Annotated in this window: 23 protein-coding genes and 2 pseudogenes; 10 read left to right on the top strand and 15 right to left on the bottom strand. The window is 60.8% G+C overall.

What is annotated here, in order from left to right; all coding sequences use genetic code 11:
• Nucleotides 1–73 precede the first annotated feature (73 nt).
• From ABWL43_RS02895 to ABWL43_RS02885, 3 genes are all read right to left on the bottom strand, one after another.
• Nucleotides 74–1087 carry an AI-2E family transporter gene (locus ABWL43_RS02895; protein WP_145160234.1) on the bottom strand — a complete coding sequence of 338 codons (1014 nt, stop codon included), beginning with the start codon at nt 1085–1087 and terminating at the stop codon, nt 74–76.
• 205 nt (nt 1088–1292) lie between these two features.
• Complete coding sequence (locus ABWL43_RS02890) at nt 1293–1601, bottom strand: PsiF family protein (protein WP_145160232.1); 309 nt, start codon at nt 1599–1601, stop codon at nt 1293–1295.
• A gap of 71 nt (nt 1602–1672) precedes the next feature.
• Complete coding sequence (locus ABWL43_RS02885; protein WP_369301540.1) at nt 1673–2461, bottom strand: helix-turn-helix transcriptional regulator; 789 nt, start codon at nt 2459–2461, stop codon at nt 1673–1675.
• Nucleotides 2462–2558: 97 nt separating this feature from the next.
• On the opposite strand from ABWL43_RS02885, the gene ABWL43_RS02880 reads away from it, so the two are divergent.
• Nucleotides 2559–3446 carry a DMT family transporter gene (locus tag ABWL43_RS02880; protein WP_404486634.1) on the top strand — a complete coding sequence of 296 codons (888 nt, stop codon included), beginning with the start codon at nt 2559–2561 and terminating at the stop codon, nt 3444–3446.
• A 114-nt stretch (nt 3447–3560) separates the two neighbouring features.
• Here the strand turns inward: ABWL43_RS02880 and ABWL43_RS02875 are convergent, their stop codons facing one another.
• Entirely contained in the window at nt 3561–4451 is an 891-nt protein-coding gene (locus ABWL43_RS02875) for an esterase/lipase family protein (protein WP_404486632.1), read from the bottom strand.
• Nucleotides 4452–4529: 78 nt separating this feature from the next.
• A pseudogene (locus ABWL43_RS02870) lies at nt 4530–4745 on the bottom strand (NAD(P)H-dependent oxidoreductase); the annotation flags it as partial.
• Here ABWL43_RS02870 and ABWL43_RS02865 point away from each other — a divergent pair.
• A pseudogene (locus ABWL43_RS02865) lies at nt 4734–4994 on the top strand (LysR family transcriptional regulator); the annotation flags it as partial. The pseudogenes ABWL43_RS02870 and ABWL43_RS02865 overlap by 12 nt on opposite strands.
• A gap of 98 nt (nt 4995–5092) precedes the next feature.
• Nucleotides 5093–5623, top strand: a complete 531-nt coding sequence (locus ABWL43_RS02860) for a bacterioferritin (RefSeq protein ID WP_106577657.1) — start codon at nt 5093–5095, stop codon at nt 5621–5623.
• A 686-nt stretch (nt 5624–6309) separates the two neighbouring features.
• Here the strand turns inward: ABWL43_RS02860 and ABWL43_RS02855 are convergent.
• The gene (locus ABWL43_RS02855) at nt 6310–8376 is read right to left on the bottom strand and encodes an AsmA family protein (protein WP_262210658.1); all 2067 of its coding nucleotides are present in this window, start codon (nt 8374–8376) and stop codon (nt 6310–6312) included.
• Nucleotides 8377–8744: 368 nt separating this feature from the next.
• Between ABWL43_RS02855 and ABWL43_RS02850 the strand changes: the two genes are divergently transcribed.
• A complete protein-coding gene (locus ABWL43_RS02850) occupies nt 8745–9116 on the top strand; it encodes a hypothetical protein (RefSeq protein ID WP_404486629.1) in 372 nt (123 codons plus the stop codon).
• A gap of 151 nt (nt 9117–9267) precedes the next feature.
• A complete protein-coding gene (locus tag ABWL43_RS02845; protein WP_145160221.1) occupies nt 9268–9900 on the top strand; it encodes a TetR family transcriptional regulator in 633 nt (210 codons plus the stop codon).
• Between the two features lie 5 nt (nt 9901–9905).
• Here ABWL43_RS02845 and ABWL43_RS02840 read toward each other — a convergent pair whose 3' ends face one another.
• The gene (locus ABWL43_RS02840; protein WP_242199007.1) at nt 9906–10376 is read right to left on the bottom strand and encodes a C40 family peptidase; all 471 of its coding nucleotides are present in this window, start codon (nt 10374–10376) and stop codon (nt 9906–9908) included.
• Between the two features lie 339 nt (nt 10377–10715).
• On the opposite strand from ABWL43_RS02840, the gene ureE reads away from it, so the two are divergent.
• From ureE to ABWL43_RS02815, 5 genes are all read left to right on the top strand, one after another.
• Entirely contained in the window at nt 10716–11216 is a 501-nt protein-coding gene (gene ureE / locus ABWL43_RS02835; protein WP_145160215.1) for an urease accessory protein UreE, read from the top strand.
• Nucleotides 11213–11887, top strand: a complete 675-nt coding sequence (locus tag ABWL43_RS02830; protein ID WP_404486626.1) for an urease accessory protein UreF — start codon at nt 11213–11215, stop codon at nt 11885–11887. Before ureE ends, ABWL43_RS02830 begins: the two co-directional genes overlap by 4 nt.
• Nucleotides 11888–11913: 26 nt before the next feature.
• Nucleotides 11914–12528, top strand: coding sequence for an urease accessory protein UreG (ureG, locus tag ABWL43_RS02825; RefSeq protein WP_017849719.1), 615 nt, complete (start codon nt 11914–11916; stop codon nt 12526–12528).
• Nucleotides 12529–12553: 25 nt separating this feature from the next.
• On the top strand, nt 12554–13126 hold the full coding sequence (locus ABWL43_RS02820) for a HupE/UreJ family protein (RefSeq protein ID WP_119737876.1): 573 nt from the start codon (nt 12554–12556) through the stop codon (nt 13124–13126).
• A 181-nt stretch (nt 13127–13307) separates the two neighbouring features.
• A complete protein-coding gene (locus ABWL43_RS02815; protein ID WP_404486623.1) occupies nt 13308–14429 on the top strand; it encodes an AGE family epimerase/isomerase in 1122 nt (373 codons plus the stop codon).
• A 111-nt stretch (nt 14430–14540) separates the two neighbouring features.
• On the opposite strand, the gene ABWL43_RS02810 is transcribed toward ABWL43_RS02815, so the two are convergent.
• The 8 genes from ABWL43_RS02810 to ABWL43_RS02775 all read right to left on the bottom strand — a co-directional run bounded on the left by ABWL43_RS02810 (nt 14541) and on the right by ABWL43_RS02775 (nt 24051).
• On the bottom strand, nt 14541–15446 hold the full coding sequence (locus ABWL43_RS02810; protein ID WP_145160207.1) for a cation diffusion facilitator family transporter: 906 nt from the start codon (nt 15444–15446) through the stop codon (nt 14541–14543).
• A 197-nt stretch (nt 15447–15643) separates the two neighbouring features.
• A complete protein-coding gene (locus tag ABWL43_RS02805) occupies nt 15644–16408 on the bottom strand; it encodes an SDR family oxidoreductase (protein ID WP_064450434.1) in 765 nt (254 codons plus the stop codon).
• 824 nt (nt 16409–17232) lie between these two features.
• Nucleotides 17233–17949, bottom strand: a complete 717-nt coding sequence (locus ABWL43_RS02800) for an ABC transporter ATP-binding protein (protein ID WP_145160205.1) — start codon at nt 17947–17949, stop codon at nt 17233–17235.
• Nucleotides 17946–18821 (bottom strand): ABC transporter ATP-binding protein, encoded by an 876-nt coding sequence (locus ABWL43_RS02795; RefSeq protein ID WP_145160203.1) that lies wholly within the window; start codon nt 18819–18821, stop codon nt 17946–17948. The genes ABWL43_RS02800 and ABWL43_RS02795 overlap by 4 nt, the downstream gene beginning before the upstream one ends.
• The gene (gene livM, locus ABWL43_RS02790; protein ID WP_145160201.1) at nt 18818–20095 is read right to left on the bottom strand and encodes a high-affinity branched-chain amino acid ABC transporter permease LivM; all 1278 of its coding nucleotides are present in this window, start codon (nt 20093–20095) and stop codon (nt 18818–18820) included. Before livM ends, ABWL43_RS02795 begins: the two co-directional genes overlap by 4 nt.
• A gap of 2 nt (nt 20096–20097) precedes the next feature.
• The gene (locus ABWL43_RS02785; RefSeq protein WP_053254074.1) at nt 20098–21012 is read right to left on the bottom strand and encodes an ABC transporter permease subunit; all 915 of its coding nucleotides are present in this window, start codon (nt 21010–21012) and stop codon (nt 20098–20100) included.
• 232 nt (nt 21013–21244) lie between these two features.
• Complete coding sequence (locus ABWL43_RS02780) at nt 21245–22381, bottom strand: branched-chain amino acid ABC transporter substrate-binding protein (protein ID WP_145160199.1); 1137 nt, start codon at nt 22379–22381, stop codon at nt 21245–21247.
• A gap of 386 nt (nt 22382–22767) precedes the next feature.
• Nucleotides 22768–24051, bottom strand: coding sequence for an FAD-binding oxidoreductase (locus ABWL43_RS02775; RefSeq protein WP_262210669.1), 1284 nt, complete (start codon nt 24049–24051; stop codon nt 22768–22770).
• Nucleotides 24052–24099: the final 48 nt, after the last annotated feature.

Here is a 24099-nt window from a genome sequence, read left to right as displayed (position 1 = left end):
TTTTTCCTTTGGGATACCTTTGAATGTGGCAGCGGGCGGGCTCGCGAAGGGCCAGCCCAGGCACTCTCAAGCGCTAGACCATGCCCGCCAGCTTCAGCTCACTCTTCAAATACGCATAGTAGATCGGCCCCGCCACCACACCCGGCAGGCCGAATGCGGCTTCGAACACCAGCATCGCCAGCAACAATTCCCACGACTTGGCACTGATCTGCCCGCCAACGATGCGCGCGTTGAGGAAGTACTCGACCTTGTGGATCACGATCAAGTACCCCAGCGCCGCCACCGCGACCCAAATCGACAGCGACAGCGCGACGATGGTGATCAGCGTATTGGAGATCAGGTTGCCGATCACCGGCAGCAGGCCGACCAGGAAGGTCAGCACGATCAGGGTCTTGGTCAGCGGCAGGTGAATCCCGCACAGCGGCAGCACGATCCCGAGGAAGATCGCAGTGAACACAGTGTTGAGCGCGGCGATCTTGATCTGGGCGAAGACGATGTTGCGAAACGCCTGGACCAACAGGTGCAGGCGGTCGAACAGGGCGGCGGCCAAGGGTTTGCGTTTGGTCAGGTCGGGCACGCGCTGCAGGGCGATGATCGCGCCCAGCACCATGCCGATGAGCAGGGTGACGAACATGTGGGCAGCGTCTTTGCCGACCAGTTGCAGTTCGCTCAAGTGCTTGCTCAGCCAGTCGCCGATGGCCACGCGAAACTCGGCGGCGCTGGCGGGCAGGTAGGCGTCGAGGAACGGCGGCAGCTGGCCGCGCGCGCGATCGACCACGCCCATGAATTTGTCGAGGGAGGCCCCGGGATTTTCCGCTTCGTGGAGCAGGAAACTGATGGCGCCGGCGAAGATCAGGGCCAGCACGCTGACGATCAAGGTGCCGAGCAACGCCACAGCGAGCCAGCGCGCGCGCCGACCTTCGATCAGCCGCTGCAACTGTGGGGTGAGCATGTTGACCAGTTCATAAACCAACAGGCCGGCCAGCAGGCTGGGCAGCAGCTTGAGCGGCAGGACCAGCAATAATCCACCGAAAATGATGATGCAACTGACCAGCAACAACACGTGACGCTGAGAAAACGTTGGCATACAGCCTCAAAACGAACGGCGTTAAAGGATGGGCAGTCTGCCAGCCTTGAGGGAATCAAGCGAGAGGCCAGGGTGTGAATGCGATCAACTGTGGGAGCCGGGCTTGCCCGCGATGCAGGCGCCTCGGTGCAGCAAACTTACCGAGGTGATGCTATCGCAGGCAAGCCAGCTCCCACATTGAGCTCCAGCGTTGGCGAAATCGTGATCAGCCTTTGAGGCAAGTGCTCATAAAGGTCTTGCGTGCATCGCCGGTCAACGCCTTGGTTTTCGCCGTGGCATTGCAGTCTTTCATCTTCTGCTGCTGGGGCGTCAGGGTCTTGGCGTCGTTGGCTGCGGGAGCGGCCTTGAGGCAAGTGCTCATGAATGTTTTGCGCTCGTCGCCGGTCTTGCCTTTGGCTTCGGCGTTGCAGGTGGTCATTTTTTGTTGCTGGGCGGTCTGTGCGGCGGTGGCGGCAAACCCTTGGGAACACAACAGCAGGCCCATCATCAACAGCGGAATACGCAGCATCTTCATGGAGTTTTCTCCCTGTTGCCGTGCCGGGGGGCACGGCCTACGCAGCAGTGTAGTCAAAGCCCGTTACATCTTCATCGGCCACGGATATTAGTTCGACGATACTGCTCCGGCGTACAGCCGGCGTGGCGCTGGAACATCGCGATGAACGCCGAGGCGGTGCTGTAACCAAGGTCAAACGCCACGTGTTGCACGCTGCGCTGGCTGTCGAGGGCTTCAATGGCGGCGAGGTAGCGCAGGCGCTGGCGCCATTCGCCAAAGCTCATGCCCAACTCCCGCACAAATTGCCGCGCCAGGGTGCGTTCGCTCACATGCACGTGCTCGGCCCAATGCGCCAACGGGCGATTGTCCCCGGGTTCGGCCTGCATGCCCTCAAGCACACCGAGCAAGCCGGGGTGGCGCGCATAGGGCAAGAAACAATCGTGAATCGGCGCTTGCTTGAGCTGGTCCACCAGCACCTGCGCCAGGCGCACATCCGCTTCGGTTTGCGCAATATTGACGTCGCGCCGGGCAAAGTCGCTGAGAATCGCCTTGAGAATCTCGCTGATCGCCAGAGTGCACGGCGCCTGCGGCAATTGCTCGCACAGCTGCGGGGCCAGGCCCACCGAGCGATAGACAATTGCCTGGGCATTGTAGGAACTGTGCTCGGTATTTGGCGGGATCCATACTGCGTATTGCGGCGGCGACATAAAACGGCTGCCCGCCACCTCCATGCGCATGACACCACTCGCCGAATAGTCCAGCGAACCCCAGCCATGCCGGTGCGGCGTGCACTCGGTATCGGGGGCGAAATCGGAGTAACGGAAGTAGACGGGGCTTGGCAGGCTGGGGAAATCGGCCAAGCGTACGGTGTGTCTGGGCATATTGTCTGGATACAAAGGTCGGTTGTCTGGATCGCAGTATAGGCTTCGATCCAGACAGGGGATAATCCCGCCTCATCAACACACCTGGTTTCCTTCAATGCAATACGCGTATCCCCTGCTGGCCATCTTTATCTGGGCCGGTAATACCGTGGTCAACAAACTGGCCGTCGGCACCCTCTTTCCGGCAGAAATCGGCTTTTACCGCTGGTTGCTGGCGGCGCTGCTGTTTACCCCGTTCATGCTCAAGCCGGTGATCGCCAACTGGGCGCTGATCCGCCCGAACCTGGGCAAGATCTTCATCCTCGGCGTGTTGGGCATGGCGGTGTATCAAAGCCTGGCCTACTACGCCGCAGCACTGACCTCGGCGACCAACATGGGCATCATCCTCTCGCTGATGCCGTTGATGGCATTGACCGCCGCCATTATCAGCCTCGGCCAGCGCCTGACCTTTGGCGCGCTGACCGGTGCGGTCCTGTCGTTTGCCGGCGTGGTGGTGGTGGTGTCGGCCGGCAGTCTGGGCGCGTTGCTGCAACACGGGCTCAACCTGGGCGACGCGATGATGCTGATCGCCACCCTGGCCTATGCGGTCTACAGCACGCTGCTGAAAAAATGGCAGTTGCGCCTGCCGCCCCTGGTATTGCTGTATTTGCAGGTGCTGGTGGCGGTGGTGGTGCTGTTTCCATTGTTCCTGTTCTCGAACAAGGCTGGCCTGGGCTGGGCGAATATTCCGCTGGTGCTGTATGCCTGCCTGCTCGCCTCGATGCTCGCGCCGTTGGCGTGGATGCATTCGGTGAAGACCTTGGGGCCAAGCCGCACCACGCTGTTTTTCAACCTGTTGCCGTTGATTACCGCGATGATTGCGGCGGTGGTGCTCAAGGAAAAGTTGGCGATGTACCACTTGGTGGGTGGATTGCTGACGTTGGGCGGGGTGATTTTGTCGGAGCGCTGGACCACGCCGGTGCGCAAAGAGGTCAGCGTCGCCTGATAGACCGCTATCGCGGGCAAGCCCGGCTCCCACAGTTAACCGTGTTCCAACCTGGGAGTGGGGGCGAATGTGGGAGCTGGCTTGCCTGCGATGAACGATAACGCGGTCCGCCTGCTAAACCCCCGCCGCCTTCAACCGCTGCGCATGCTCCACAAACAACCGAATCGGCGCCGCCCCCTTGCCCACCAGCCCCATCGACTGGTTGACGATATCAAAGTGGTCCAGCGGGTAGTCATCGCCAATCACCAGCCCCAGGTGTGAGCTGTAGCGCCCGACCATGCCGTCGCACTGGCCCTTTTCGCGCACAAAACTGCGCGCAAACAACCGACAACTGCGGTTCGTGCCGTCCAGCAGGTTACGCCCGCGATCGGTCTTGCCCGGCTGCAAGGTGCCGGACCACGAGTAATAACGCACGCCGTTGACCACCTCGGCGCCCTGCCCGCCCCATGTCGACGGCAAACCCTGGGGAAACTGACGGTTGAACAGCGCCACGCCTTCGCAGGTCAGGGACTGGTGCGAGGCCTGCACATCCACCTTGAAGCGCGGCCCGCGATAGCCGGTCTCAAGCACGCCCATCACCCAGGCAGCCACATGCAGCACCGCGCTCACGAGCCGGCCCTTCCAATGGTCTGCGCGGTAATGAACCTGAAAGTGGTCTGCCAATTCCGAGCCATGGTTAGGCCCGGCCACCGATGTCACCGACGCCACCCATTCCGGGCGCCTGGCCGCCGCATAACGCGCCGTCAGCGAGCCCTGGCTGTGCCCGATCAGGTTGACCTTTTCGGCACCTGTTTCCCGCCGAATGCGCTCGATCTGGGCCAGCAATTGCTCACCGCGCACCTCACTGGCGTTCAGCGGCGCCACCTGCACCGGGAACACCTGCGCGCCGCCCGCCCGCAGCGCCGGAACAATGCCATACCAGTAAGGGAACAGCCCCAGGCGCACAAAGCCCAGCATGCCGGGCACCAACACAAGCGGGTAACGCGTGGCGAGGGATTCGTCCATGCAGCGGATATCCTGATCGGAGAGGCGATACGGTCATCCTAGACCACACGAGATGACCGCCCCATGACCGCTGGCGCTTTAGAAATGCCCCGCCAGGTCGCGCAGCTGGCGCTCGGCTTCCTCACAAGCACGCAGGAACACGCTTTTGTCCGACTCTTCACCTTCGGCGGCGATCACCCGAATGTCATCGATGCCGATGTAACCCAGCGCTGTGCGCAGGTGCGGGTCGGCATGGTTCATCGCCTCGTTTTCGCCACCGGGGCCAAACCCGTTGCCGCCGCGGCGGGTATCGATCTGGTGATTCGCTACAGCCTCGGCGACTACCCGAACCTTTACGGCCAGTGTCTGCTCGATGAGTGCTTTGCGGTGTATGGCGCGCCTGACGTGGTCGCGCGGGCCAGCGCGCAAGTGCCGACGCTGATCAGCGTGCAAGGGGCCGGTTACAGTGCGCTCTGCGTGCCGGGCCGTGAGCGGCATCCGCCGGTGCGCGCGTTTTTCCAGTGGGTGCAGGCGCAAGCGGAGCTGTCCGGCCAGGCACTTTAAAATCCGATAAAACTTTTTGCGTCGCGCAGCACTCACAACTTGGAGCGATCACGCCGGCAGAGCGTGGCGTAAAACCGGATTAGCACCAGGAGATTGAGATGACTGAAGCACATTTGACTGACGTTGCGACCCTGCGCTCACGCGCCCGCCAGAACGTCGAAAACGGCGCCGTCACCGAAGGCTACGACGCTGACCGCGAAGAAATCATTCGCCTGCTCAACGCGTCGCTGGCCACCGAGCTGGTGTGCGTGCTGCGCTACAAACGCCACTACTTCATGGCCACCGGCCTGAAAGCCAGCGTCGCGGCCGACGAGTTTCTGGAGCACGCCACCCAGGAAGCCGAGCACGCCGACAAACTGGCCGAGCGCATCGTGCAACTGGGCGGCGAGCCGGAATTCAACCCCGACCTGCTGTCGAAAAACTCCCACGCTCAATACGTGGCCGGCAACAACCTGAAGGAAATGGTCTACGAAGACCTGGTAGCCGAGCGCATTGCGGTGGATAGCTACCGCGAAATCATCCAATACATCGGCGACAAAGACCCGACCACGCGTCGCATCTTTGAAGAAATCCTGGCCCAGGAAGAAGAACACGCCGACGACATGGCGGATATTCTGCAGGACCTGTAACCCGCCATACCGCTGAACCCTTGTGGGAGCGGGCTTGCTTGCGATAGTGCTGTGTCAGTTGATGAAGATGTCGACTGACTTACCGCTATCGCAGGCGAGCCAGCTCCCACATTTGGTTTTGGGTTTTGGCAGTTACTTTTTCACTGTCTTCAGGGCCTGACGGGGCGGTTTTTTGCCAGCCCTGTAACCCGCCACACCGCCGAACCCCTGTGGGAGCGGGCTTGCTTGCGAAAGCGCTGTGTCAGTTGATGAAGATATCGACTGACTTACCGCTATCGCAGGCAAGCCAGCTCCCACATTTGGTTTTGGGTTTTAGCAGTTACTTCTTCACAGTCTTCAGCGCCTGACGGGGCGGTTTTTTGTCAGCCCTGTAACCCGCCACACCGCCGAACCCTGTGGGAGCGGGCTTGCCCGCGATAGCGGTGGATCAGTTGATGAAGATATCGACTGATCTACCGCTATCGCAGGCAAGCCAGCTCCCACATTTGGTTTTGGGTTTTGGCAGTTACTTTTTCACTGTCTTCGGCGCCTGACGGGGCGGTTTTTTGCCGGCCCTGTAACCCGCCACACCGCCGAACCCCTGTGGGAGCGGGCTTGCCCGCGAAAGCGGTGGATCAGTCAACGAAGATTTCGACTCAACCACCGCCATCGCCGGCAACCCCGCTCCCACATTTAGGTTTTGTCAGCTACTTCACAGTTTTCGGTGCTTTGCCTTCCTTCATCTGCTGCAGCAACGGCGCGCACTGGTTCGGCTCATCGCCGCTCGGTGCTACCAATGCCAGCAACCCGGCCGCTGGGCCGGCGATGACGCCCAGTGCGACCATGCCGGCGCCGCGCAGGGCCAGAGGAATGGCTTTCACGCCCGCATTGGGCTTGATGAACGGCCCGTTGACGTACAGCGGTGAACGCAGGGAGAACAGGCGAAAGCCCTTGGACTCCGGTGTGATGGTGAGATCCAGCTGTTCGGTCGCCATGTTCGCGGTGCCGTCGATGTAGATGATCGCGTTCTCGGTATCGAACACAAACAAGCGAGTCGTGGCCAGGCCGGTCTTGATGCCGAAGTCTGCCGCCGCACAGTTGATCTTCACTTCCTTGTCGCCAAACAGGCGGCCCACCACGTAGTTGCCCACGTTAAGCCCGGCAATTTCCATCAGCCCACGGCTGATCGCGCCATCGTTAATGAGCATTTTCAAGTCGCCGTTGGACGTGCCCAGCAGCGCCGCCACGGAATTGCCGCGCCCGGAAATGTCCGCGTCGCCGTTGAGTTCACCGAAGCTGGTTTTCATCGGTTCGAAGGTTGGGAACAACTGCTTGAGCTTGAAGTTACGCGCGGTGAGTTTGGCGCGACCTTCCATCGGTACGGTGCGGCCGTTCAAGCGAATCTGCGCATCCAGCTTGCCGCCGGCGACGCCGAAACGCAGGGGTTCCAGGCTGAGTTCGCCGTCATTGAGCACCAAGTGGGTGTAGAGATCGGTGAACGGCAATTCGGCGCTGTGCACGATGCGCTTGCCGGTGAACTCCACGTCAGCGTCCATCTCGCGCCAACGCTCGGTGCGGAACTCTTCCACCGGCAGCACTTTGGTGGCCGGTTGCTTGCTTTCACCACCGCGGGCTTTTTGCTTGGCGTTGGAGTCGGCGCCGATCAAGGGCGCAAGGTCCGCCATCAGCAGCTGGTTGGAAACCAACGCGCCACTGAGCTTGGGCCGTGGCTGGCTGGCGACGTAGGCCAGGTTGCCATGGATGTCGCTGTCGCCGATCTTGCCGTTGAAGTTCTCGTAGCGGAATGACGCGCCGCTGGCTTCATGCAGTTTGGCAATCAGGTGGCCGTCAGTGGAATAAGCCGGCGAGTCTGGCAGCGTCACGCCGGTGAGTGGGTACAGGTTGCCCAGGCTGCTGCCGGCGAGTTTCAGGCGCAGGTCCAGGGCGCCAAGATTCAGCGGGTCGGTCAGGGTGCCGGCCAGCGCGATGCTGGTGTCGGCGATTTTCACCTGGGCTTGCAGCGGGAACGGCTTGGCCGCGTCCTGCAAGGCGAGCAGGCCGCCGATCTTGCCAGTGCCCTCGAGTTTCTGGCCGTGGTACTGGCCTTTGACCTTGAGGCCGAACGCGTAGTCCTGTGGCGCCGAACCTTTTTCCAGGGCCTTCTTGGCATCGGCGTCACCGACGATTTCGCCGAAGGGAATCGGTTTGCCCAGCGGGTCAATGATCACGTCCAACTGACTCTTGAGTGTCTGGTCGTCCAGGGTCACGTGGCCCTTGTCGAAGCCGATGGCACCAATGTCCACCACCCAGCTGGACGGCTCGGCGTTGGGGTCTTTGGGATCGAACTTGAAGGTCCAGTTGGCGCGACCGTCGGCCAGGCGCTGCAGGTCTGCACTCGGTTCGGTGAGGTCGATACGTGGAATCACCACACGCTGCGCCAGCAGCGCCAGCGGTGAAATGCGCAGTTCCACGCGTTTGAGCGTGACCATCTGCGGCTTTTTCGACCAGTCCGGGTTGCCCAGCGTCAGGTCTTCAGCGATCACGTGCGGCCATGGCACCCAGGCACGCCAGCCGCCTTCATCGGGCTCACGCGCCCACACCACCGCCAGGTTGCCATTGATGGCAAAGGGGCGATGCAGCTCTTCGGAGACCTTGGCATTGATCGGCGGTTTTAGGCGGTTCCAGTCAAAGAACACCAGCACCAAGACCACCACGGCGATTAACAGAACGAAGCTGGCGCAGCTCCAAGCGACGATTTTACGAGTGCGCGTCATTGCACAGGACTCCTGGTTACGACTGAGGGTGCGCGTTGCCACGCACCTTTTGACTACAGCTTATAAGGCTACGACTGACAAATGGCGTGGGGGTTTAGCCCAAGTACGAATTCCTAGCAAAAAAAGCGACTCCTCCTACAGCTCGAATCGACCAAACCATCAACAATGCACCGGTGTTACCCATGAACGGGTCGAAAATACCCACCATGGTGCAAAACCGCGGGCTTGAGAGGCGCGTTCTAGAGCCTCTGATGGGAACAATCAATTCTGTTGATTATTACCATTGTGTTTATGAACTTTTATATCGACTTATCGAGAGTAGCATTAGCCCTGTACCCACTTTATCGCCCTCCCAAGGAGCAACCCTCATGAAACGTCAAATACTCGCTACCGTTCTGCTGTCTGTCCTGGCTTCCAGCGCCTTTGCCCTGCCAGCCACTGAACAAGCCACTCCACAGAACAAAGCTCAAGCCGTTCAATCCAGCCAAACCCTGGCTCGCAGCGGTTCGCAAGAAGACGAAAACCGTGACTACGCCAAAGGCGCCGTCGCAGAAAATGGTTCGGAACACGCCAACAAACGTGCTTACACCGAAGGCGTTGCTGAAGGTGGCCGTGATCGCCTTGAACAGAAAGGTCTGGTAGAAGGCGGTGCTGAACAAGCCTACAAACGCGCCTACACCGATGGCGTTGCCGAAGGCGGTGCTGATCGTCTGCAAGAACTGCATCAAGCACAGAGCTAAGCCCGTGGTGGCCGAGAAAAAAGCCCGATCAGCCGATCGGGCTTTTGCTTTTTTATAGACTGCCTCACGCTTCACTCCCGCCAAGTTCGACGCCGACGAAGCTGTTTTGCTAGAGTGCGTCGCTGTACTTGCCGACAAAGTCCGCCCGCCGATGCTGCCCCGCGCTGAACAGAAGCAACAGACCCGCCTCGCCTTGATGGACGCAGCCCGCCATCTGATGGAGTGTGGCCGCGGGTTCGGCAGCCTGAGCCTGCGCGAAGTGGCCAAGACCGCCGGCATTGTGCCAACCGGCTTCTATCGCCATTTTGACGACATGGATCAGCTGGGCCTGGTGCTGGTAAGTGAAGTCGGCCAAACCTTCCGCGCCACGATTCGCCTGGTACGCCACAATGAGTTCGTGATGGGCGGCATCATTGATGCGTCCGTGCGGATTTTTCTGGATGTGGTGTCGGCCAACCGATCGCAATTCCTGTTCCTGGCCCGCGAGCAATACGGGGGCTGTCTGGCCGTGCGCCAAGCCATCGCCGCCTTGCGCGAAGACATCACCAGTGACCTGGCGGCTGACCTCACGCTGATGCCCAAGCTCCAGCACCTGGACGCCGAAGGCCTGCACGTGATGGCCGACCTGATCGTCAAAAGTGTATTCGCCACCCTGCCCGACATCATCGACCCGCCGGCCCATGCCCTGCCCGCCCACCTCACGCCCCAGGCGAAAATCACCCAGCAATTGCGCTTTATCTTCATCGGCCTCAAGCATTGGCAAGGCCTGGGCAGCACCGAGTAAGCCGATCAGCCCGCCGCATGAAAACGTTTGGCAGTGGTGTAGTGCTTTTTCCAATAGCGGCTGCTCAATGAATCGATGCGCACGCGTTTGCCGGTGCTGGGCGAATGGATAAATTTGCCTTTGCCCACATACAGGCCGACATGGCTGACCTGCCCGCTGCCATTGCCCTTGAAAAACACCGCATCGCCCGGCTTGAGCGCGGCTCTCTGAACCGTCGCGGCGCTTGATCGGTGCATCTGCGTTGTCGTGCGCGGCAGGCGGATATTGGCTTGGGTCTTGAACAAATAGACCAGCAAGCCGCTGCAATCGAACCCCTGGCCGACGCTGGTGCCGCTGCCGTTATAGGGTGTACCGAGCAACGCATGGGCGCGGTCGATAACACGCGTGATCGACGCGTCAGGCAGGGCATTGGCCGCAACCGTGTCTGCGGCGCACCACAGACCGAGAATGACCAGACACGTGAAGCCTTTGAACATGATCGACGCCGCGGTGGATTAAGGACGGCGAATATCCTAATGAAACAGCGACGAGCTTCTTGAACGCCCTATCCGGCGTTCGTGTAGGTCAATTCCTGGAAAATTCCAGCACGAATCAGATGAAAGAAATTTCATGCGGCGCGCTGCGGATCTCAACGCAAAACGCCCACATCCGGTGCTATAAATCCAGCCACGCACCAATTGAAGGCACTGTCAGAATCGACTGACGCCCTATTCGGTGGCACGCCGGTGCTTGCCTACAAGGATTTCCCACGCGCGTGCGTGATTGGCAAGCACCTTGCTCTAGCACTCTTATCGCTCATAGCTGGAAGCCTCCTGATGCTGGTGATCCACCGCCGAATCGCACCTCAACCTCTCTGGGCCGCTGAGCTGCTGCTGAATTTCGAAGCACGCAGCAAAAGCCGGCTGCGCTGTTTCAGTGCCGACGGCGAAGACGTCGGCCTGTTTCTGGAGCGCGGTCAGCCGCCGTTGCATGATGGTGAGTGCCTACAGGCCGAAGACGGACGCGTCGTACGCGTGGTCGCGCGCCCTGAACAACTGCTGCACGTCACCTGCAGCAGTGCGTTTGAATTGACCCGCGCCGCTTACCACCTCGGCAACCGCCACGTCGCCCTGCAAGTCGGCGACGGCTGGCTACGCCTGCTGGATGACTACGTGCTCAAGGCCATGCTCGAACAGCTCGGCGCGCAGACAGAAACCCTCGAAGCGCCGTTCCAGCCGGAACACGGTGCCTACGGCGGCGGCCATCACCATTCGCGCCATGGCGACGAAGACTTCAACTACCCGCCCAAGCTGCACCAGTTCGGCGTACGTCCATGAACCCAGCCTGGGCGCTGTTGCGTCTGGCCAGTCCGCAATTGCCGATTGGTGGCTACAGCTATTCCCAAGGCCTGGAAATGGCCGTGGAAAATGGCCGCGTCAATGATGCCGCCAGTGCCCGGCGCTGGATCAGCGACCAGTTGCTGCTCAACCTGGCGCGCTTCGAAGCGCCCTTGCTGCTCGCCCATTGCCGCGCGGCGGCGGACCAGGACTGGCCGCGCCTGAAACAGTTGTGTGAAGAACACCGCGCCAGCCGCGAAACCCGCGAGCTGTACCAGGAGAGCCGGCAAATGGGCTACTCCCTGCAGCAACTGCTCAATGGTTTGCCTGAACTGGACGCCGCCGCACGCGCATTTGTAGAAAGCTGCGCCGAACCGCACCTGGCCCTGGGCTGGGCGCTGGCGGCCCGCGCGTGGCAGATCAGCCCTGACGACGCCCTCGCCGCCTGGCTGTGGAGCTGGCTGGAAAATCAGCTCGCCGTGCTGATGAAAACGTTGCCGTTGGGCCAGCAAGCCGCCCAGCGCCTGACCAGTGAGCTGCTGCCGTTGCTGCAACAGGCCCAGCAGGACGCAGCCCGTATCGACCCCAACCATTTCGGCAGCGCCGCGTTCGGCCTGTCCCTGGCGTGCATGGCCCACGAGCGCCAGTACAGCCGCCTGTTCCGTTCCTAAGCCCTTTTACTTCTGTGGAGAAGCACATGAACACACAACCCTTGCGCGTCGGCATCGGCGGCCCGGTGGGCTCCGGCAAGACGGCCCTGACCTTGGCGCTGTGCCTTGCACTGCGTGATCGCTACAACCTGGCCGTGGTGACCAACGACATCTACACCCGCGAAGACGCCGACTTCCTGGTGCGCAACCAGGCCCTGGCGCCGGAGCGCATCATCGGCGTGGAAACCGGCGGCTGCCCGCACACGGCGATTCGTGAAGACGCCTCGATCAATCTTGAAGCGGTGGACCAGCTCAACCGCCGCTTTCCCGGCCTGGACCTGATTCTGGTGGAGTCCGGCGGCGACAACCTGTCGGCCACCTTCAGCCCTGAACTGTCAGACCTGACCATCTACGTGATCGATGTGTCGGCCGGCGACAAGCTGCCGCGCAAGGGCGGGCCCGGTATTTGCAAATCCGACCTGCTGGTGATCAACAAGATCGACCTGGCCCCGCTGGTCGGCGCCTCGCTGGAATTGATGAACAGTGACACTCAGCGTATGCGCAACGGTAAGCCCTTTGTGTTCAGCAACCAGAAAACCGGCGTCGGCCTGGATGAAATCGTCGCCTTTATCGAACGTCAGGGCTTGCTGACCGCAGCCTGATACCACCCTGAAAAGGAGCCTGTTCATGGGTCTCAACAAACTTCTCGCCACCGCAGCCTTGCTGCTCACCCCGGCCCTCGCCTTTGCTCACCCCGGGCACGGCGATAACGGGCTGGTCGCCGGTATCAGCCACCCACTGGGCGGCATTGATCACTTACTGGCCATGGTCGCCGTCGGCCTCTGGGCGGCGCAGCAAAAAGGCAACGCACGCTGGGCGCTGCCTTGCGCCTTTGTCGGCACCATGTTGATTGGCGGCCTGCTGGGCTTTGAAGGCCTGGAGCTTCCGGCGCTGGAAAGCGGGATCGCGGCTTCGGTGCTGGCGCTGGGCCTGGCCGTGGCGCTGGCGGTGCGGCCGCCACTGTTCGTCGCGGTGGCTGCAACGGCGTTGTTTGCCCTGTTCCATGGCGTGGCGCATGGCTTGGAGCTGCCGGACATGTCCAGCCCTTGGGCGTATGCCGCCGGTTTTGTCGGCGCGACGGCGGTGTTGCACGCGGCCGGGTACGCGGTGGTGCGTTTCCTGCCGGCGGCGGCTGCGCCGTTGGTGCGGGTGGCCGGGGCGGCTTCGGCGGCCACGGGGGTTTGGTTGCTGGCGGGCTGATTTGCGGCGCTGCTGAAGGCCTCTTCGCGAGCAAGCCCGCTCCCACATTCGACCGCATTCCAACGCCAGGACGCGGTTAAATGTGGGAGCGGGCTTGCCCGCGATTGCGGTGGCACAGACACCACGCAACTCAAGCCTGCTACCATGCGCGCCTACACCCCTGCCGTGACGACGCCAGCCGATGCCCACCGCTCCAAGTTCCGCCTCCCAGCCTTCGTTGAATGCCGTGCTCGCGCACTTCCATGACCTGATCGTGCCGCTGTGGCAGGGCCCGGGCTGGAATGCCGAGCTGGCGTTGCCCTATGAGGCGCTGGACGCCAATCATCAGCCTTTGCCCCCGCAACGCTACCGGGCCATGGCCTGCGCGCGGCAGCTGTACCTGTTCGCCAGCCTGATCGGCGAGCCGCGGGCGGCCTTTGCCGAAGAGCGCGCGGCGGCGCTGTTTCGCTCCCTGCAACGGCACTTTCACGACGCCGAGCACGGCGGCTGGTTCTACAGCATCGACGCGCACGGCAAGCCGCTGGATAAGCGCAAAGACCTCTACACCCACGCCTTCATCATCTTTGCCTGTGCCCACTACTGGGCCAAAGTGCGTGAGCCATTAGTGGAATCGGTGCTCAATGCGGCGCTGGCCGTGGTCGCCGAACGTTTCGCCACAGGCGACGGCCTGTACGAAGCGGTATTGGAACGCAACTGGTCATCCCTCAAGTCCGGCCCCCTGCAAAACCCGCTGATGCACTTGGCCGAAGGCTTTCTCGCCACCCTGGCCGTGCGTGAAGACGCCGTCACGCAAGATGCACTGCTGGACCTTGCCACGGCCATGCAGAAGCGCTTCATCGACCGCGAGCACGGCGTAATGATGGAGAAACCGCTGGGTGCTGTGGATAACTGGTTTGAGCCCGGCCATCAGTTCGAGTGGTTCTATTTGCTGGCGTCCTCAGACGTGTTGCGCGGCACGCCACTGCACGCCTCGCTGACGCGAGCGTTTGACTACGCCGAGCTCAAGGGTGTGGATAAATCGAGCGGCGCGGTCAGCGGCATGCTCGCCCTGGACGGCACCGTGCGCGATGGCACTCAACGGATCTGGGCCCAGGCTGAATACCTGCGCGCGCTGACCTTGCGGCCCGCCAGCGAGGCAGTGCTGCAACGCCAATTGCTGGCGCTGCAACAGCACTTTTTGCATGACAAAGGCTGGCATGAATGCCTGGATGCCAAGGGTGTTGTGAGCCGACGGGACATGCCGTCGACCACGCCGTATCACTTGGCGACCTGCTATCTGGGTTTGATCCAGCATTTGGGCTGACTTTCAGGGCCGCATCGCGGGCAAGCCCGCTCCCACATTTTGAATGTGTGAACCCATTCAAGTGTGGGAGCTGGCTTGCCTGCGATGGCCCCACCTCGGTCTATCTGCCTGTTAGGCAATCCACTTGCGATCCCCGGTAAAGCTGATCGTCAGCCAGCGCGCCGCATCCGGCGTGCCCAGCGCTGTGGATATCTCTTCGCGCAGCGCGTCGAGGGTCGCGACGTTGCCCACCGGGTAATCCGCCGGCAGCACCACATGAATCTCGATAAACCGCGCCCGCCCGTGCTTTTGCACGTAGGACTCGTAGTCATCGAAACCATGCTTGGCTTGCGCCGCCTCCATCACTTCGCGCACCTTGTCGTCCAAGTGATCGGGCGCAATCCCCAGCACTTCGCGCAAGGCCGGGCGCAGGATCTTGAACGCCGGCGCCAGCATACTCAGGGCCAACAGGATCAAGATCAGCGGGTCGACATACACCGCCCACTCGTCATACCCCTGAGACTTGAGCAACAGCGCCGCGAGAAAGCTGATCAGCAAACCCACCGAGAGCATCGCGTCCACCAGCCAACTGATGTTGTCGAACTGGATCAGCGAAGATTTCAGCGTGCGATTGCGGTAGCGCACGTAGAAGAAGTAGGCGAATTCGACGACGGTAAACACCGCCGCATAAACGATCACCAGCCCCAACTCGATCTCGCGCCCGCCATTGATAATGCCGAACACGCCGTTGAGAAACGCGTAGATGGCGATCAGCAGCAAAAAGCTGCCTTCGATCAGCAATACCATTGGCTCCAGGTGCCAATAGCCAAACTGGAAACGCTCGTTGCTTTTCTTGGCGATCAGCTTGGCCGTGATCAGCATCAACACCTTGATGGCGGTGGCGATCAGCGAGAAAAAGCCGTCGAACAGAATGGATTGGGCGCCAGATATCACACCCGTGACAATCCCGGCGATCGCTACCGCGAACATCAGGATGGTCGATTGTTTGAGCAGTGCCTGCTCACCTCGGTTACTCACATTTCCTCCCGTCAAAACCTTTAAACCGCACAGTGCGGAGGGGTTTTCAGGGGTGGAGTGTACCTTATGTCGTGTTTTGGCCGATTTGACGCCATCGGGGGCAAGCCCCCTCCCACACTCAACCGAGTTTCAACTTTGAAATGCGGTCAAATGTGGGAGGGGGCTTGCCCCCGATGGCAGCGACTCGGTCTTAAGCCTTACTTGGCCCCACGCTCAATCGCAAACCCAGCCCAGGTCTGGCTCACCGGCATCAGCTCCAAGCGGTTGATATTCACGTGCGCCGGGGTGTTCAGCACCCAGAAGATGGTGTCGGCAATGTCCTGCGGCTGGATCGGCTCAGCACCGGCGTAGGTCGCGTCGTAACGCGCCTGGTCGCCGCCGAAGCGCACCAGCGAGAATTCACTCTCGCACAGGCCTGGTTCGATGTTGGTCACGCGCACGCCGGTGCCTTGCAGGTCGCAACGCAGGTTCAGCGAGAACTGCTTCACGAACGCCTTGGAACCGCCATACACGTGGCTGCCCGGGTACGGGTAGCTGCCGGCGATGGAGCCCAGGTTGATGATCCCGGCGCCACGGCCGTGAGCGATCAGGCGCGGCAGCAGCAGGCTGGTGGTGGTCAGCAGGCCTTTGATGTTGGTGTCGACCATGGTTTCCCAATCGTCGAGGCTGCACTTGGGCGCAGGGTCAGTGCCCACGGCCAGGCCGGCGTTGTTGATCAGCCCGCGCAGCTTGGCGAACGAAGGCGGCAGGTTGGCGATGGCGTCTTCCATGCCCTTGCGGTCACGTACGTCCACGACCAGCCCGTGCACTTCGGTCTGCTTGGAAAGCTCTTCGACCAGTGCATTCAAACGGTCGGCACGACGGCCGGTGAGCACCAGTTTCCAACCGGCGTCGGCAAAACGGCGGGCGCAGGCTTCGCCGAAACCTGAGGTTGCGCCAGTAATAAACAGCGTGTCGGACATGGTGTTCTCCTTGCGGGCATCTGGGAAAAAAGTTGCCAGCAGAATGCCCTTACGCCGCGATTGCGGCAACCGCTGTGCACACACCTTCATGTACAGCTGGTCAATTTTTAACCATAGCGAGCGAGGCCTTATAAACCGTGGTCTGCAGCCATATGCGCGCAGGTTATCCACAACTGCGCCCACAGTCTTTGGGGGCAAGTGCAAAAAGCCAAAAGCCGCTGTGTACAAGGCCTGCAGGCAGTTTTAGAAAGTTTTTTGCTTGACCTTGGACGGGCCGTATGTAGGCCCGGTTGACAGATGCAAACTCGAACGATGGCTCCAGGCCAGTCATTCCGGCCTCTGCGGCCGTCTTTCCAGAGTTTAGTCACAGACTTATCCACAGGCCCAGACGACATAAATCGGTCATATACCTGTGTCTTTAAACAGGTTGACAAAGCGCTCGACAGCGCCCGAAAAAACCGCTGATCAATAAACAACCACCGCGCTGCAAGCCACGGTTTTAAAGGCGTTCAGCCAGCTACTCCCACGTTACCCACAGCCGGTTCCACAGCGGATGGGGACAAGTCAAAACTGTGACAAAACAGGGATTTGCGGCGGCTATATGTCGCGCTTTGGAAGGTGGCTGGATTTGTTTTCCACAATTTGGCGGGAAGCCTGTGAACACCCCAAAAACAAATGTGGGAACCGCCTTTATGTAGGAGCCGGGCTTGCCCGCGATAGCGTCACCTCGGTTTGCCTGACAGACCGAGGTGTTCGCATCGCAGGCAAGCCCGCTCCCACATTAAAGCCGGTTCCCACAGGGGTTATTGCATCAAGCCTTCAGATCAGTGCCCACCGAGGTAGGCATTGCGCACTTCCTCGTTCACCAGCAACTCCTTGCCAGTGCCGGTCAGGCGAATCTCGCCGTTGACCATCACATACGCCCGGTCCGACAAGCGCAACGCATGGTTGGCGTTCTGCTCCACCAGGAAGATGGTCATCCCGGTCGCCGCCAGTTCACGCAAGGTCGCGAAGATCTGCTTCACCACAATCGGCGCCAGGCCCAGGCTCGGTTCGTCGAGCAGCAACAGCTTGGGCCGGCTCATCAGCGCGCGGGCGATGGCGAGCATTTGCTGCTCGCCGCCGGACATGGTCATGGCGCGCTGGGTGCGCCGCTCCTTGAGCCGCGGGAACAACTCGAACATGCGCTGCATGTCTTCCTGCGCGTATTTGTCGCCAATCGGGATGGTGCCCATCAGCAGGTTTTCCTCGACGGTCATGTCGGGGAACACCCGCCGCCCTTCCGGCGACTGCGCAATGCCGTTGGAGGCGATGTAGTGGGACGACTTGTGGGTAATGTCGACGCCGTTGTAGAGGATCTGCCCGGACTCGGCGCGCGGCTGGCCGAAGATCGACATCAGCAGCGTGGATTTACCCGCGCCGTTGGAGCCGATCAGGCTGACGGTTTCGCCTTCGTTGATGTGCAGCGAGACTTTTTTCAGGGCCTGGATCGGGCCGTAAAACACGTCCAGCTCCTTCATTTCGAGGATAGGTGCACTCATACCAGCTCCTCTTCGTCGGCGCCCAGGTAGGCGGCAATCACTTTCGGGTCGTTGCGGATCGCGTCCGGGCCGCCTTCGGCGATCACGTTGCCGTGGTCGAGCACCACAATGTGGTCGGAAATACTCATCACCATGCCCATGTCGTGTTCGATCAGCACCACCGTGAGGTCGTGTTCGTCGCGCAGCAGGCGAATCATCGCGCTGAGCGCTTCGGTTTCCTGCGGGTTAAGGCCGGCTGCCGGTTCGTCCAGGCAGATAATCTGCGGCCGGGTGCACATGGCACGGGCGATTTCCAGGCGGCGCTGCTGGCCGTAGGAAAGCTCGCCGGCCAGGCGGTTGGCGCAGTCCACCAGGTCGACCACTTCCAGCCAATAGAAGGCGTGGTCGAGCGCATCGCTCTCGGCCTTGCGGTAGCCCTTGGTGTTGAGGATGCCGGCGAGCATGTTGCGGTTGACCCACATGTGCTGGGCCACCAGCAGGTTCTCCAGCACCGACATTTCCTTGAACAGGCGAATGTTCTGGAAGGTGCGCGCCAGCCCGGCACGGTTGACCAGGTGAGTGCCGCCAAACATCTTGTAGTAAACACGGCTGAAAAAGCTTTTCGGCGACACAAAGTCGGTGACCTTGAAGCGCTCGCCCAACAATTGGATCACGTTGGTCTGCTTGCCGCGGATGTTGAGTTGGATCTTGCCGCCGCTGGCCTTGTAGAAACCGGTCAGGCAGTTGAACACCGTGGTCTTGCCGGCGCCGTTGGGGCCGATCAGGGCGAAGATCGAGTTGCGTTCGACCTTGAGGCTCACATCGCTCAAGGCCTTGATGCCACCGAAGTGCATCATCAAATGTTCCACGGACAGGACGACTTCCTTGCTCATGGCGCCACTCCTTTACGTGGGGTCACACCGGTACGGCTGATGCGAATCAGGCCGCGCGGCCGCCAGATCATCATCACCACCATCAACACGCCAAACAGCAGCACGCGGTACTCCGAGAAGCTGCGCAGCAACTCGGGCGCGACGGTCAACACGAACGCCGCAATCACCACGCCGACCGTCGAGCCCATGCCGCCCAACACCACGATGGCCAGGATCAGTGCCGACTCGAAGAAGGTGAACGACGACGGGTTGACGAAACCCTGGTAGCTGGCGAAAAACACCCCGGCCAGACCGGCCGTGGACGCGCCGATGGTGAACGCCGAGAGCTTGACCAGCACGTGGTTCAGGCCCATGGAGCGGCAGGCGATTTCATCTTCGCGCAAGGCTTCCCAGGCGCGGCCGACCGGCATGCGAGTCAGGCGATGCTTGATGTACAGCACGGCCAGCACCACCAGGAATAGCACGATGTAGATGAACATGAACTTGATGTTGGGGTTGTAATCGATGCCGAAGAACTCATGGAACGGAATCCCACCGTCCTTCGCCTTGCGCCCGAACTCAAGGCCCAGGAAGGTCGGCGAAGGCACCGGCATGCCGTTCGGGCCGCCAGTGAACGACAGCCAGTTATTGAGCACTAGGCGAATGATTTCACCGAAGCCCAAGGTCACGATGGCCAAGTAGTCACCGTGCATTCGCAGCACCGGGAACCCGAGTATGCACCCCGCCAGCGCCGCACAGATGGCCGCCAAGGGCAGCACCGTCCAGAAGCCGAGGCCCAGGTATTGATAACCCAGCGCAAGGCCGTAGGCACCGATGGCGTAGAACGCCACGTAACCCAGGTCGAGCAAACCGGCCAGGCCCACCACGATGTTCAGGCCCAGGCCGAGCAACACATAGATCAACCCGAGGATGACCACCGTGAGCAGGTACTTGTTGGCGAAGATCGGGAAAACGATGGCGATCACGATCAGCGCCGGGATGATCCAGCGCAGCCGCGACTTGTAGTCCGGCGGCAGCACGTGCACGCCAGAACCACTGCTCTCGAAACCCTGCAGAATCTTCAGGCCCTTGGGGGTTTGCAGGAACAGGCTGAGGGCAAAACGGCCAGCCATCACAATGGCAACCAATACGGCCACGCGCGCCGGTTGCAGGTTGAAGCTGTAGCCGTCGAGGACCACGCCGACGATCGGACCGAACACGATCAACGAAATCAGCCCGGCGAGGACCGTATCGACCACACTTTTTTTGATATCAATCGATTTGGCAGCAGACATGTTTACACCTTCGCCACGAGCGGACGACCAAGCAGGCCCTGAGGACGGAAAATCAGAATCACCACCAGCAGGGAGAAACTGAACACGTCTTTGTAGTCAGAGTTGATCAACCCCGAGAACAGCGACTCGGAGATACCCAGGATGATCCCGCCGAGCATGGCCCCAGGCAGGGAGCCGATGCCGCCGAGTACCGCTGCGGTAAACGCCTTGATGCCGATGATGAAGCCGGCGTAGAAGTCGAACGTGCCGTAGTTGAGGGTAATCAGCACGCCGGCCAGGGCCGCCATCGCTGCACCAATCACGAATACGTAGGAAATCACCCGGTCGGTGTTGATGCCCAGGATCGAGGCCATCTTGCGGTCTTGCTGAGTCGCTCGGCACATGCGGCCGAGCTTGGTGTACTTGATGATGTAGGTCAGCAGCCCCATGCCCAGAAACGCGGCCACCAGGATGAACACCTTGGTGTAGGTCAACTGCACGAAACCGCTGCCGATATCGACGCGCCAGGCGCCGGCCAGCAGGGTTGGAATGCCTTGTTGTTTCGCGCCCTGAGCGATCTGCGCATAGTTTTGCAGGATCAGGGAGATGCCGATGGCGCTGATCAGCGGTGCCAGTCGGGTGGAGTTGCGCAGCGGTTTATAGGCGACACGCTCGATGACCCAACCGTAAACGCCGGTGACGACCACGGTGAATATCAGGGTGCCGAGAATGAGCAGCGGGAAGGATTCGATGCCGAAGTAAGCCAGCAGTGCCAGACTGATCGCCGCGAGGTAAGCGGAAATCATATAAACCTCGCCGTGGGCGAAGTTGATCATGCCAATGATGCCGTAGACCATTGTGTAGCCGATGGCGATCAGGCCATAGACCGACCCGAGGGTCAGGCCATTGACCAGTTGCTGCAGGAAAATACCATCCATAACGCAATCTCACGCGGTGAGCACCTGCACACCGGTGGGTGTGCGGCGCTTCTGGAGGAAAAGACAGACTTGTCGCCTGACACGATGGTGCGAGCAACCACACCCCCTGTGGGAGCCGGGCTTGCCCGCGATGACGGACTGACAACCAACACCTGTGTTGAATGTGAAACCGCTATCGCAGGCAAGCCAGCTCCCACAGGGGATCGAGGCGCTTAAACGATCGTGTTTGTTCTTACTTCTGCTTTTCCAGCTGGTGGTATTTGCCGTCTTTATCCCACTGGTAAACCACGTAGTCGGAGATCTTCAGGTCGCCCTTGGCGTCCCAGTTTTTCTCGCCCATCACGGTTTTGACCGGGTGCGATTTCAGCCACTTGGCGGCGTCTTCGCCTTTATTGGACTTGGCGCCGTTGAAACCGGCGGCCAGGGCCTGGATCGAGGCATAGGCGTACAGGGTGTAGCCTTCAGGCTCGGTGCCGTTTTTGCGGAACTCTTCCACGACGGTCTTGCTGTCTGGCAGCAGGCGCGGGTCGGCGCCGAAGGTCATGTAAACGCCGTCTACGTATTGCGCGCCGCCCGCGGTGGCGACCAGTTCGTCGGTCACGATGCCGTCATCGGACATGAACTTGACGTCCTTGAGGCCCGCTTCACGGATCTGGCGCACCAGTGGACCGGCTTCAGGGTGCAGGCCGCCGAAGTACACCACATCAGCACCAGTGGAGCGGATTTTGGTGACCAGGGCGCTGAAGTCTTTCTCGCCACGGGTCAGGCCTTCTTCCAGCACCGGCTTGACGCCACGTTTGGTCAACTGCTGAGCGGTGGCGTCAGCCAGACCTTTGCCGTAGGTGTCTTTGTCGTTGATCACCGCGACTTTCTTGCCCTTGAGCACATCGACAATGTAGTCGCCGGCGACGATGCCTTGCTGGTCGTCACGCCCGCACATACGGAACACCGCGCCCAGGCCACGTTCGGTCACCTGTGGGTTGGTGGAACCCGGGGTGATCATGATGATGCCGGCTTCGTCGTACACCTCGGAGGCCGGGATGGTGTTGGAGGAGCAGAAGTGCCCGACCACGCCGATCACTTTGTCCTGGTCTGCCAGACGGTTGGCGACGGCCACCGCCTGCTTCGGCTCGCAGGCGTCATCGCCGGCCACCAGCTTGAGTTGCTCGCCGTTGATCCCGCCGGCCTTGTTGATCACATCGGCTGCCGCTTGGGCACCCTTCATGTACTGCTCACCGAAAGCTGCGTTGGCGCCCGTCATCGGCCCCGCTACGCCAATCTTCACATCAGCTTGAACAAACGCAGAAACACCCAGCGCCGCTGCAACGGCGAGGGCCAGAAAACCTTTCTTGTAAAACGTCTGGGACATGAGTGGTGCTCCGAGGTTTTTGTTTATTGGCACTACGATTTCACTGCGAACCTTCAACTGAAACTTTCAGGGAAAGCCCAGAGCAAGCCGCGTGCCATTACTTTTTTATTCTTCAAAAAGACACGGTGTCATTGTTATTACAGGCGTTTCGACTCCTTTTGCCAGCACGTGCAACCGTCTAGCACCGAGAGGTGCAACCGACGGAGCAAAAAAGTACAACCCTGGCAGGTCGCACCTGCAACCAGACGGATAAACGACAGTTCCTACGCCTGTAACAATGTGCGTAACGGAACTGCACATTTACAGTGCGTGATTGCTACGACTTGCACCAATACAGATTAGTAGCCGGCTAAGAAAATGCAGGCTTCTGACAGGTATTTCGCTGATCAGATCACGATCCGCAGGCATTGGCCCGCGTGATACAGCGAAAATCCGGCTTCATACAGGCAACTGCGCAAGCCCACCCCGGCCAGCGGTTGCATCGGTGCGAAGGGAATCGGCAAGGCCTGGGCATTCTGGTGACACAAATAGTCGGCAAAGGCCTTGCCCACCACGCTGCCGGTGGTCACGCCGCGTCCGTTATAGCCGGTTACCGCCACCAGGCCCGGCGCGGGTTCGAACAGACGCATCAGGTGATCAGGGGTGAAAGCGATGCAGCCGGTCCAGGTGTATTCCCACTGCACCGATTTGAGGTACGGGAAGTAATGCTGCTGCACCCGATCGGCCCACGCCTTGAGGAACCAGGCGGGTTTCTGATTCCCGTTGCCCAGGCTGCCGAGCAACAGCCGGCCGTCTGCATCGCGGCGGATGCTGCTCAACACCTGGCGTGTGTCCCACGAGCCCTGCCCGCCAGGCAGGATCTGTTGGGCAGCGTCGTCCGTCAGCGGCGCCGAGGCGACCTGGTAGTAATAGCCTGGGAAGAAATTGCGCCGCAGCTCAGTCCATTCGCCTTCGGTGTAGGCATTGGAGGCGATCACCACTTGTGCAGCCTGCACCGAGCCCTGAGCGGTTTGCACCGACCAGGTTGCGCCCTGGCGCTCCAGCCGGGTGACCGGGGAATGATCGAAAAGCTGCCCGCCCAGGCCAACCGCCGCATTCGCCAAACCACTGGTGTAGGCCATCGGGTTCAAGGTGCCCGCACGCCGATCCAGCAATGCGGCGGCGATCTTTTTGGTGCCGGTGGCGTGTTCGCAGGCTTGCCCGGTCAGCAACTCAACCGGCGCGCCACGGCGCTTCCATTGTGCTTCACGACTGCGTAAATCCGCCTCGCCACGGGCGTTGTGCGCCATGTGCAAGGTGCCCTCGCGGCGCAGTTGGCAATCGATGCCGTACTTGTCGATCAGGCTGAACACCAGTGACGGTGCTGCGCCCAACATGCGGTTGAGCTGGCTGCCCACCGCCTCGCCGAAACCGGCTTCGATCTCGTCCGGGGGAATCCACATACCGGCATTCACCAGCCCGACGTTACGCCCCGAACCGCCATGGCCGGTGCGATGGGCCTCCAGCACGGCGACGCTTTTACCTTGCTCCAGCAAATGCACGGCTGCCGACAACCCGGTGATCCCGGCGCCGATCACGCACACATCGACCTTGACCTCGCCCTTGAGCGCGGCCCGGTCCGGGCGGCCAGGGGTAAGGTGTTCCCACAAACATGCTTCGCGTAATGCCATTGCCAGACTCCGATGAGACCTAACAAACCACCATTATTCTGAATTGCG

Origin of the sequence: Pseudomonas sp. HT11 (assembly GCF_044875395.1) — a bacterium.
Classification (GTDB): Bacteria; Pseudomonadota; Gammaproteobacteria; order Pseudomonadales; family Pseudomonadaceae; genus Aquipseudomonas.
Note: the sequence above shows the minus strand (reverse complement) of the source record. Positions and strands in the feature narration are given on the sequence as shown.

Excerpts from the sequence above, each read along its gene's own strand:
- ABWL43_RS02820 (WP_119737876.1), top strand. The coding sequence starts at position 12,554 with ATGGGTCTCAACAAACTTCTCGCCACCGCAGCCTTGCTGCTCACCCCG.
- ureE (WP_145160215.1), top strand. The coding sequence starts at position 10,716 with ATGCTGGTGATCCACCGCCGAATCGCACCTCAACCTCTCTGGGCCGCT.
- ABWL43_RS02850 (WP_404486629.1), top strand. The coding sequence starts at position 8,745 with ATGAAACGTCAAATACTCGCTACCGTTCTGCTGTCTGTCCTGGCTTCC.
- ABWL43_RS02795 (WP_145160203.1), bottom strand. The coding sequence starts at position 18,821 with ATGAGCAAGGAAGTCGTCCTGTCCGTGGAACATTTGATGATGCACTTC.
- ABWL43_RS02890 (WP_145160232.1), bottom strand. The coding sequence starts at position 1,601 with ATGAAGATGCTGCGTATTCCGCTGTTGATGATGGGCCTGCTGTTGTGT.
- ABWL43_RS02805 (WP_064450434.1), bottom strand. The coding sequence starts at position 16,408 with ATGTCCGACACGCTGTTTATTACTGGCGCAACCTCAGGTTTCGGCGAA.
- ABWL43_RS02885 (WP_369301540.1), bottom strand. The coding sequence starts at position 2,461 with ATGCCCAGACACACCGTACGCTTGGCCGATTTCCCCAGCCTGCCAAGC.
- ABWL43_RS02815 (WP_404486623.1), top strand. The coding sequence starts at position 13,308 with ATGCCCACCGCTCCAAGTTCCGCCTCCCAGCCTTCGTTGAATGCCGTG.
- ABWL43_RS02895 (WP_145160234.1), bottom strand. The coding sequence starts at position 1,087 with ATGCCAACGTTTTCTCAGCGTCACGTGTTGTTGCTGGTCAGTTGCATC.
- ABWL43_RS02785 (WP_053254074.1), bottom strand. The coding sequence starts at position 21,012 with ATGGATGGTATTTTCCTGCAGCAACTGGTCAATGGCCTGACCCTCGGG.
- ureG (WP_017849719.1), top strand. The coding sequence starts at position 11,914 with ATGAACACACAACCCTTGCGCGTCGGCATCGGCGGCCCGGTGGGCTCC.
- ABWL43_RS02880 (WP_404486634.1), top strand. The coding sequence starts at position 2,559 with ATGCAATACGCGTATCCCCTGCTGGCCATCTTTATCTGGGCCGGTAAT.
- ABWL43_RS02830 (WP_404486626.1), top strand. The coding sequence starts at position 11,213 with ATGAACCCAGCCTGGGCGCTGTTGCGTCTGGCCAGTCCGCAATTGCCG.
- ABWL43_RS02845 (WP_145160221.1), top strand. The coding sequence starts at position 9,268 with ATGCTGCCCCGCGCTGAACAGAAGCAACAGACCCGCCTCGCCTTGATG.
- ABWL43_RS02855 (WP_262210658.1), bottom strand. The coding sequence starts at position 8,376 with ATGACGCGCACTCGTAAAATCGTCGCTTGGAGCTGCGCCAGCTTCGTT.
- ABWL43_RS02780 (WP_145160199.1), bottom strand. The coding sequence starts at position 22,381 with ATGTCCCAGACGTTTTACAAGAAAGGTTTTCTGGCCCTCGCCGTTGCA.
- ABWL43_RS02860 (WP_106577657.1), top strand. The coding sequence starts at position 5,093 with ATGACTGAAGCACATTTGACTGACGTTGCGACCCTGCGCTCACGCGCC.
- ABWL43_RS02840 (WP_242199007.1), bottom strand. The coding sequence starts at position 10,376 with ATGTTCAAAGGCTTCACGTGTCTGGTCATTCTCGGTCTGTGGTGCGCC.
- ABWL43_RS02875 (WP_404486632.1), bottom strand. The coding sequence starts at position 4,451 with ATGGACGAATCCCTCGCCACGCGTTACCCGCTTGTGTTGGTGCCCGGC.
- livM (WP_145160201.1), bottom strand. The coding sequence starts at position 20,095 with ATGTCTGCTGCCAAATCGATTGATATCAAAAAAAGTGTGGTCGATACG.
- ABWL43_RS02800 (WP_145160205.1), bottom strand. The coding sequence starts at position 17,949 with ATGAGTGCACCTATCCTCGAAATGAAGGAGCTGGACGTGTTTTACGGC.
- ABWL43_RS02775 (WP_262210669.1), bottom strand. The coding sequence starts at position 24,051 with ATGGCATTACGCGAAGCATGTTTGTGGGAACACCTTACCCCTGGCCGC.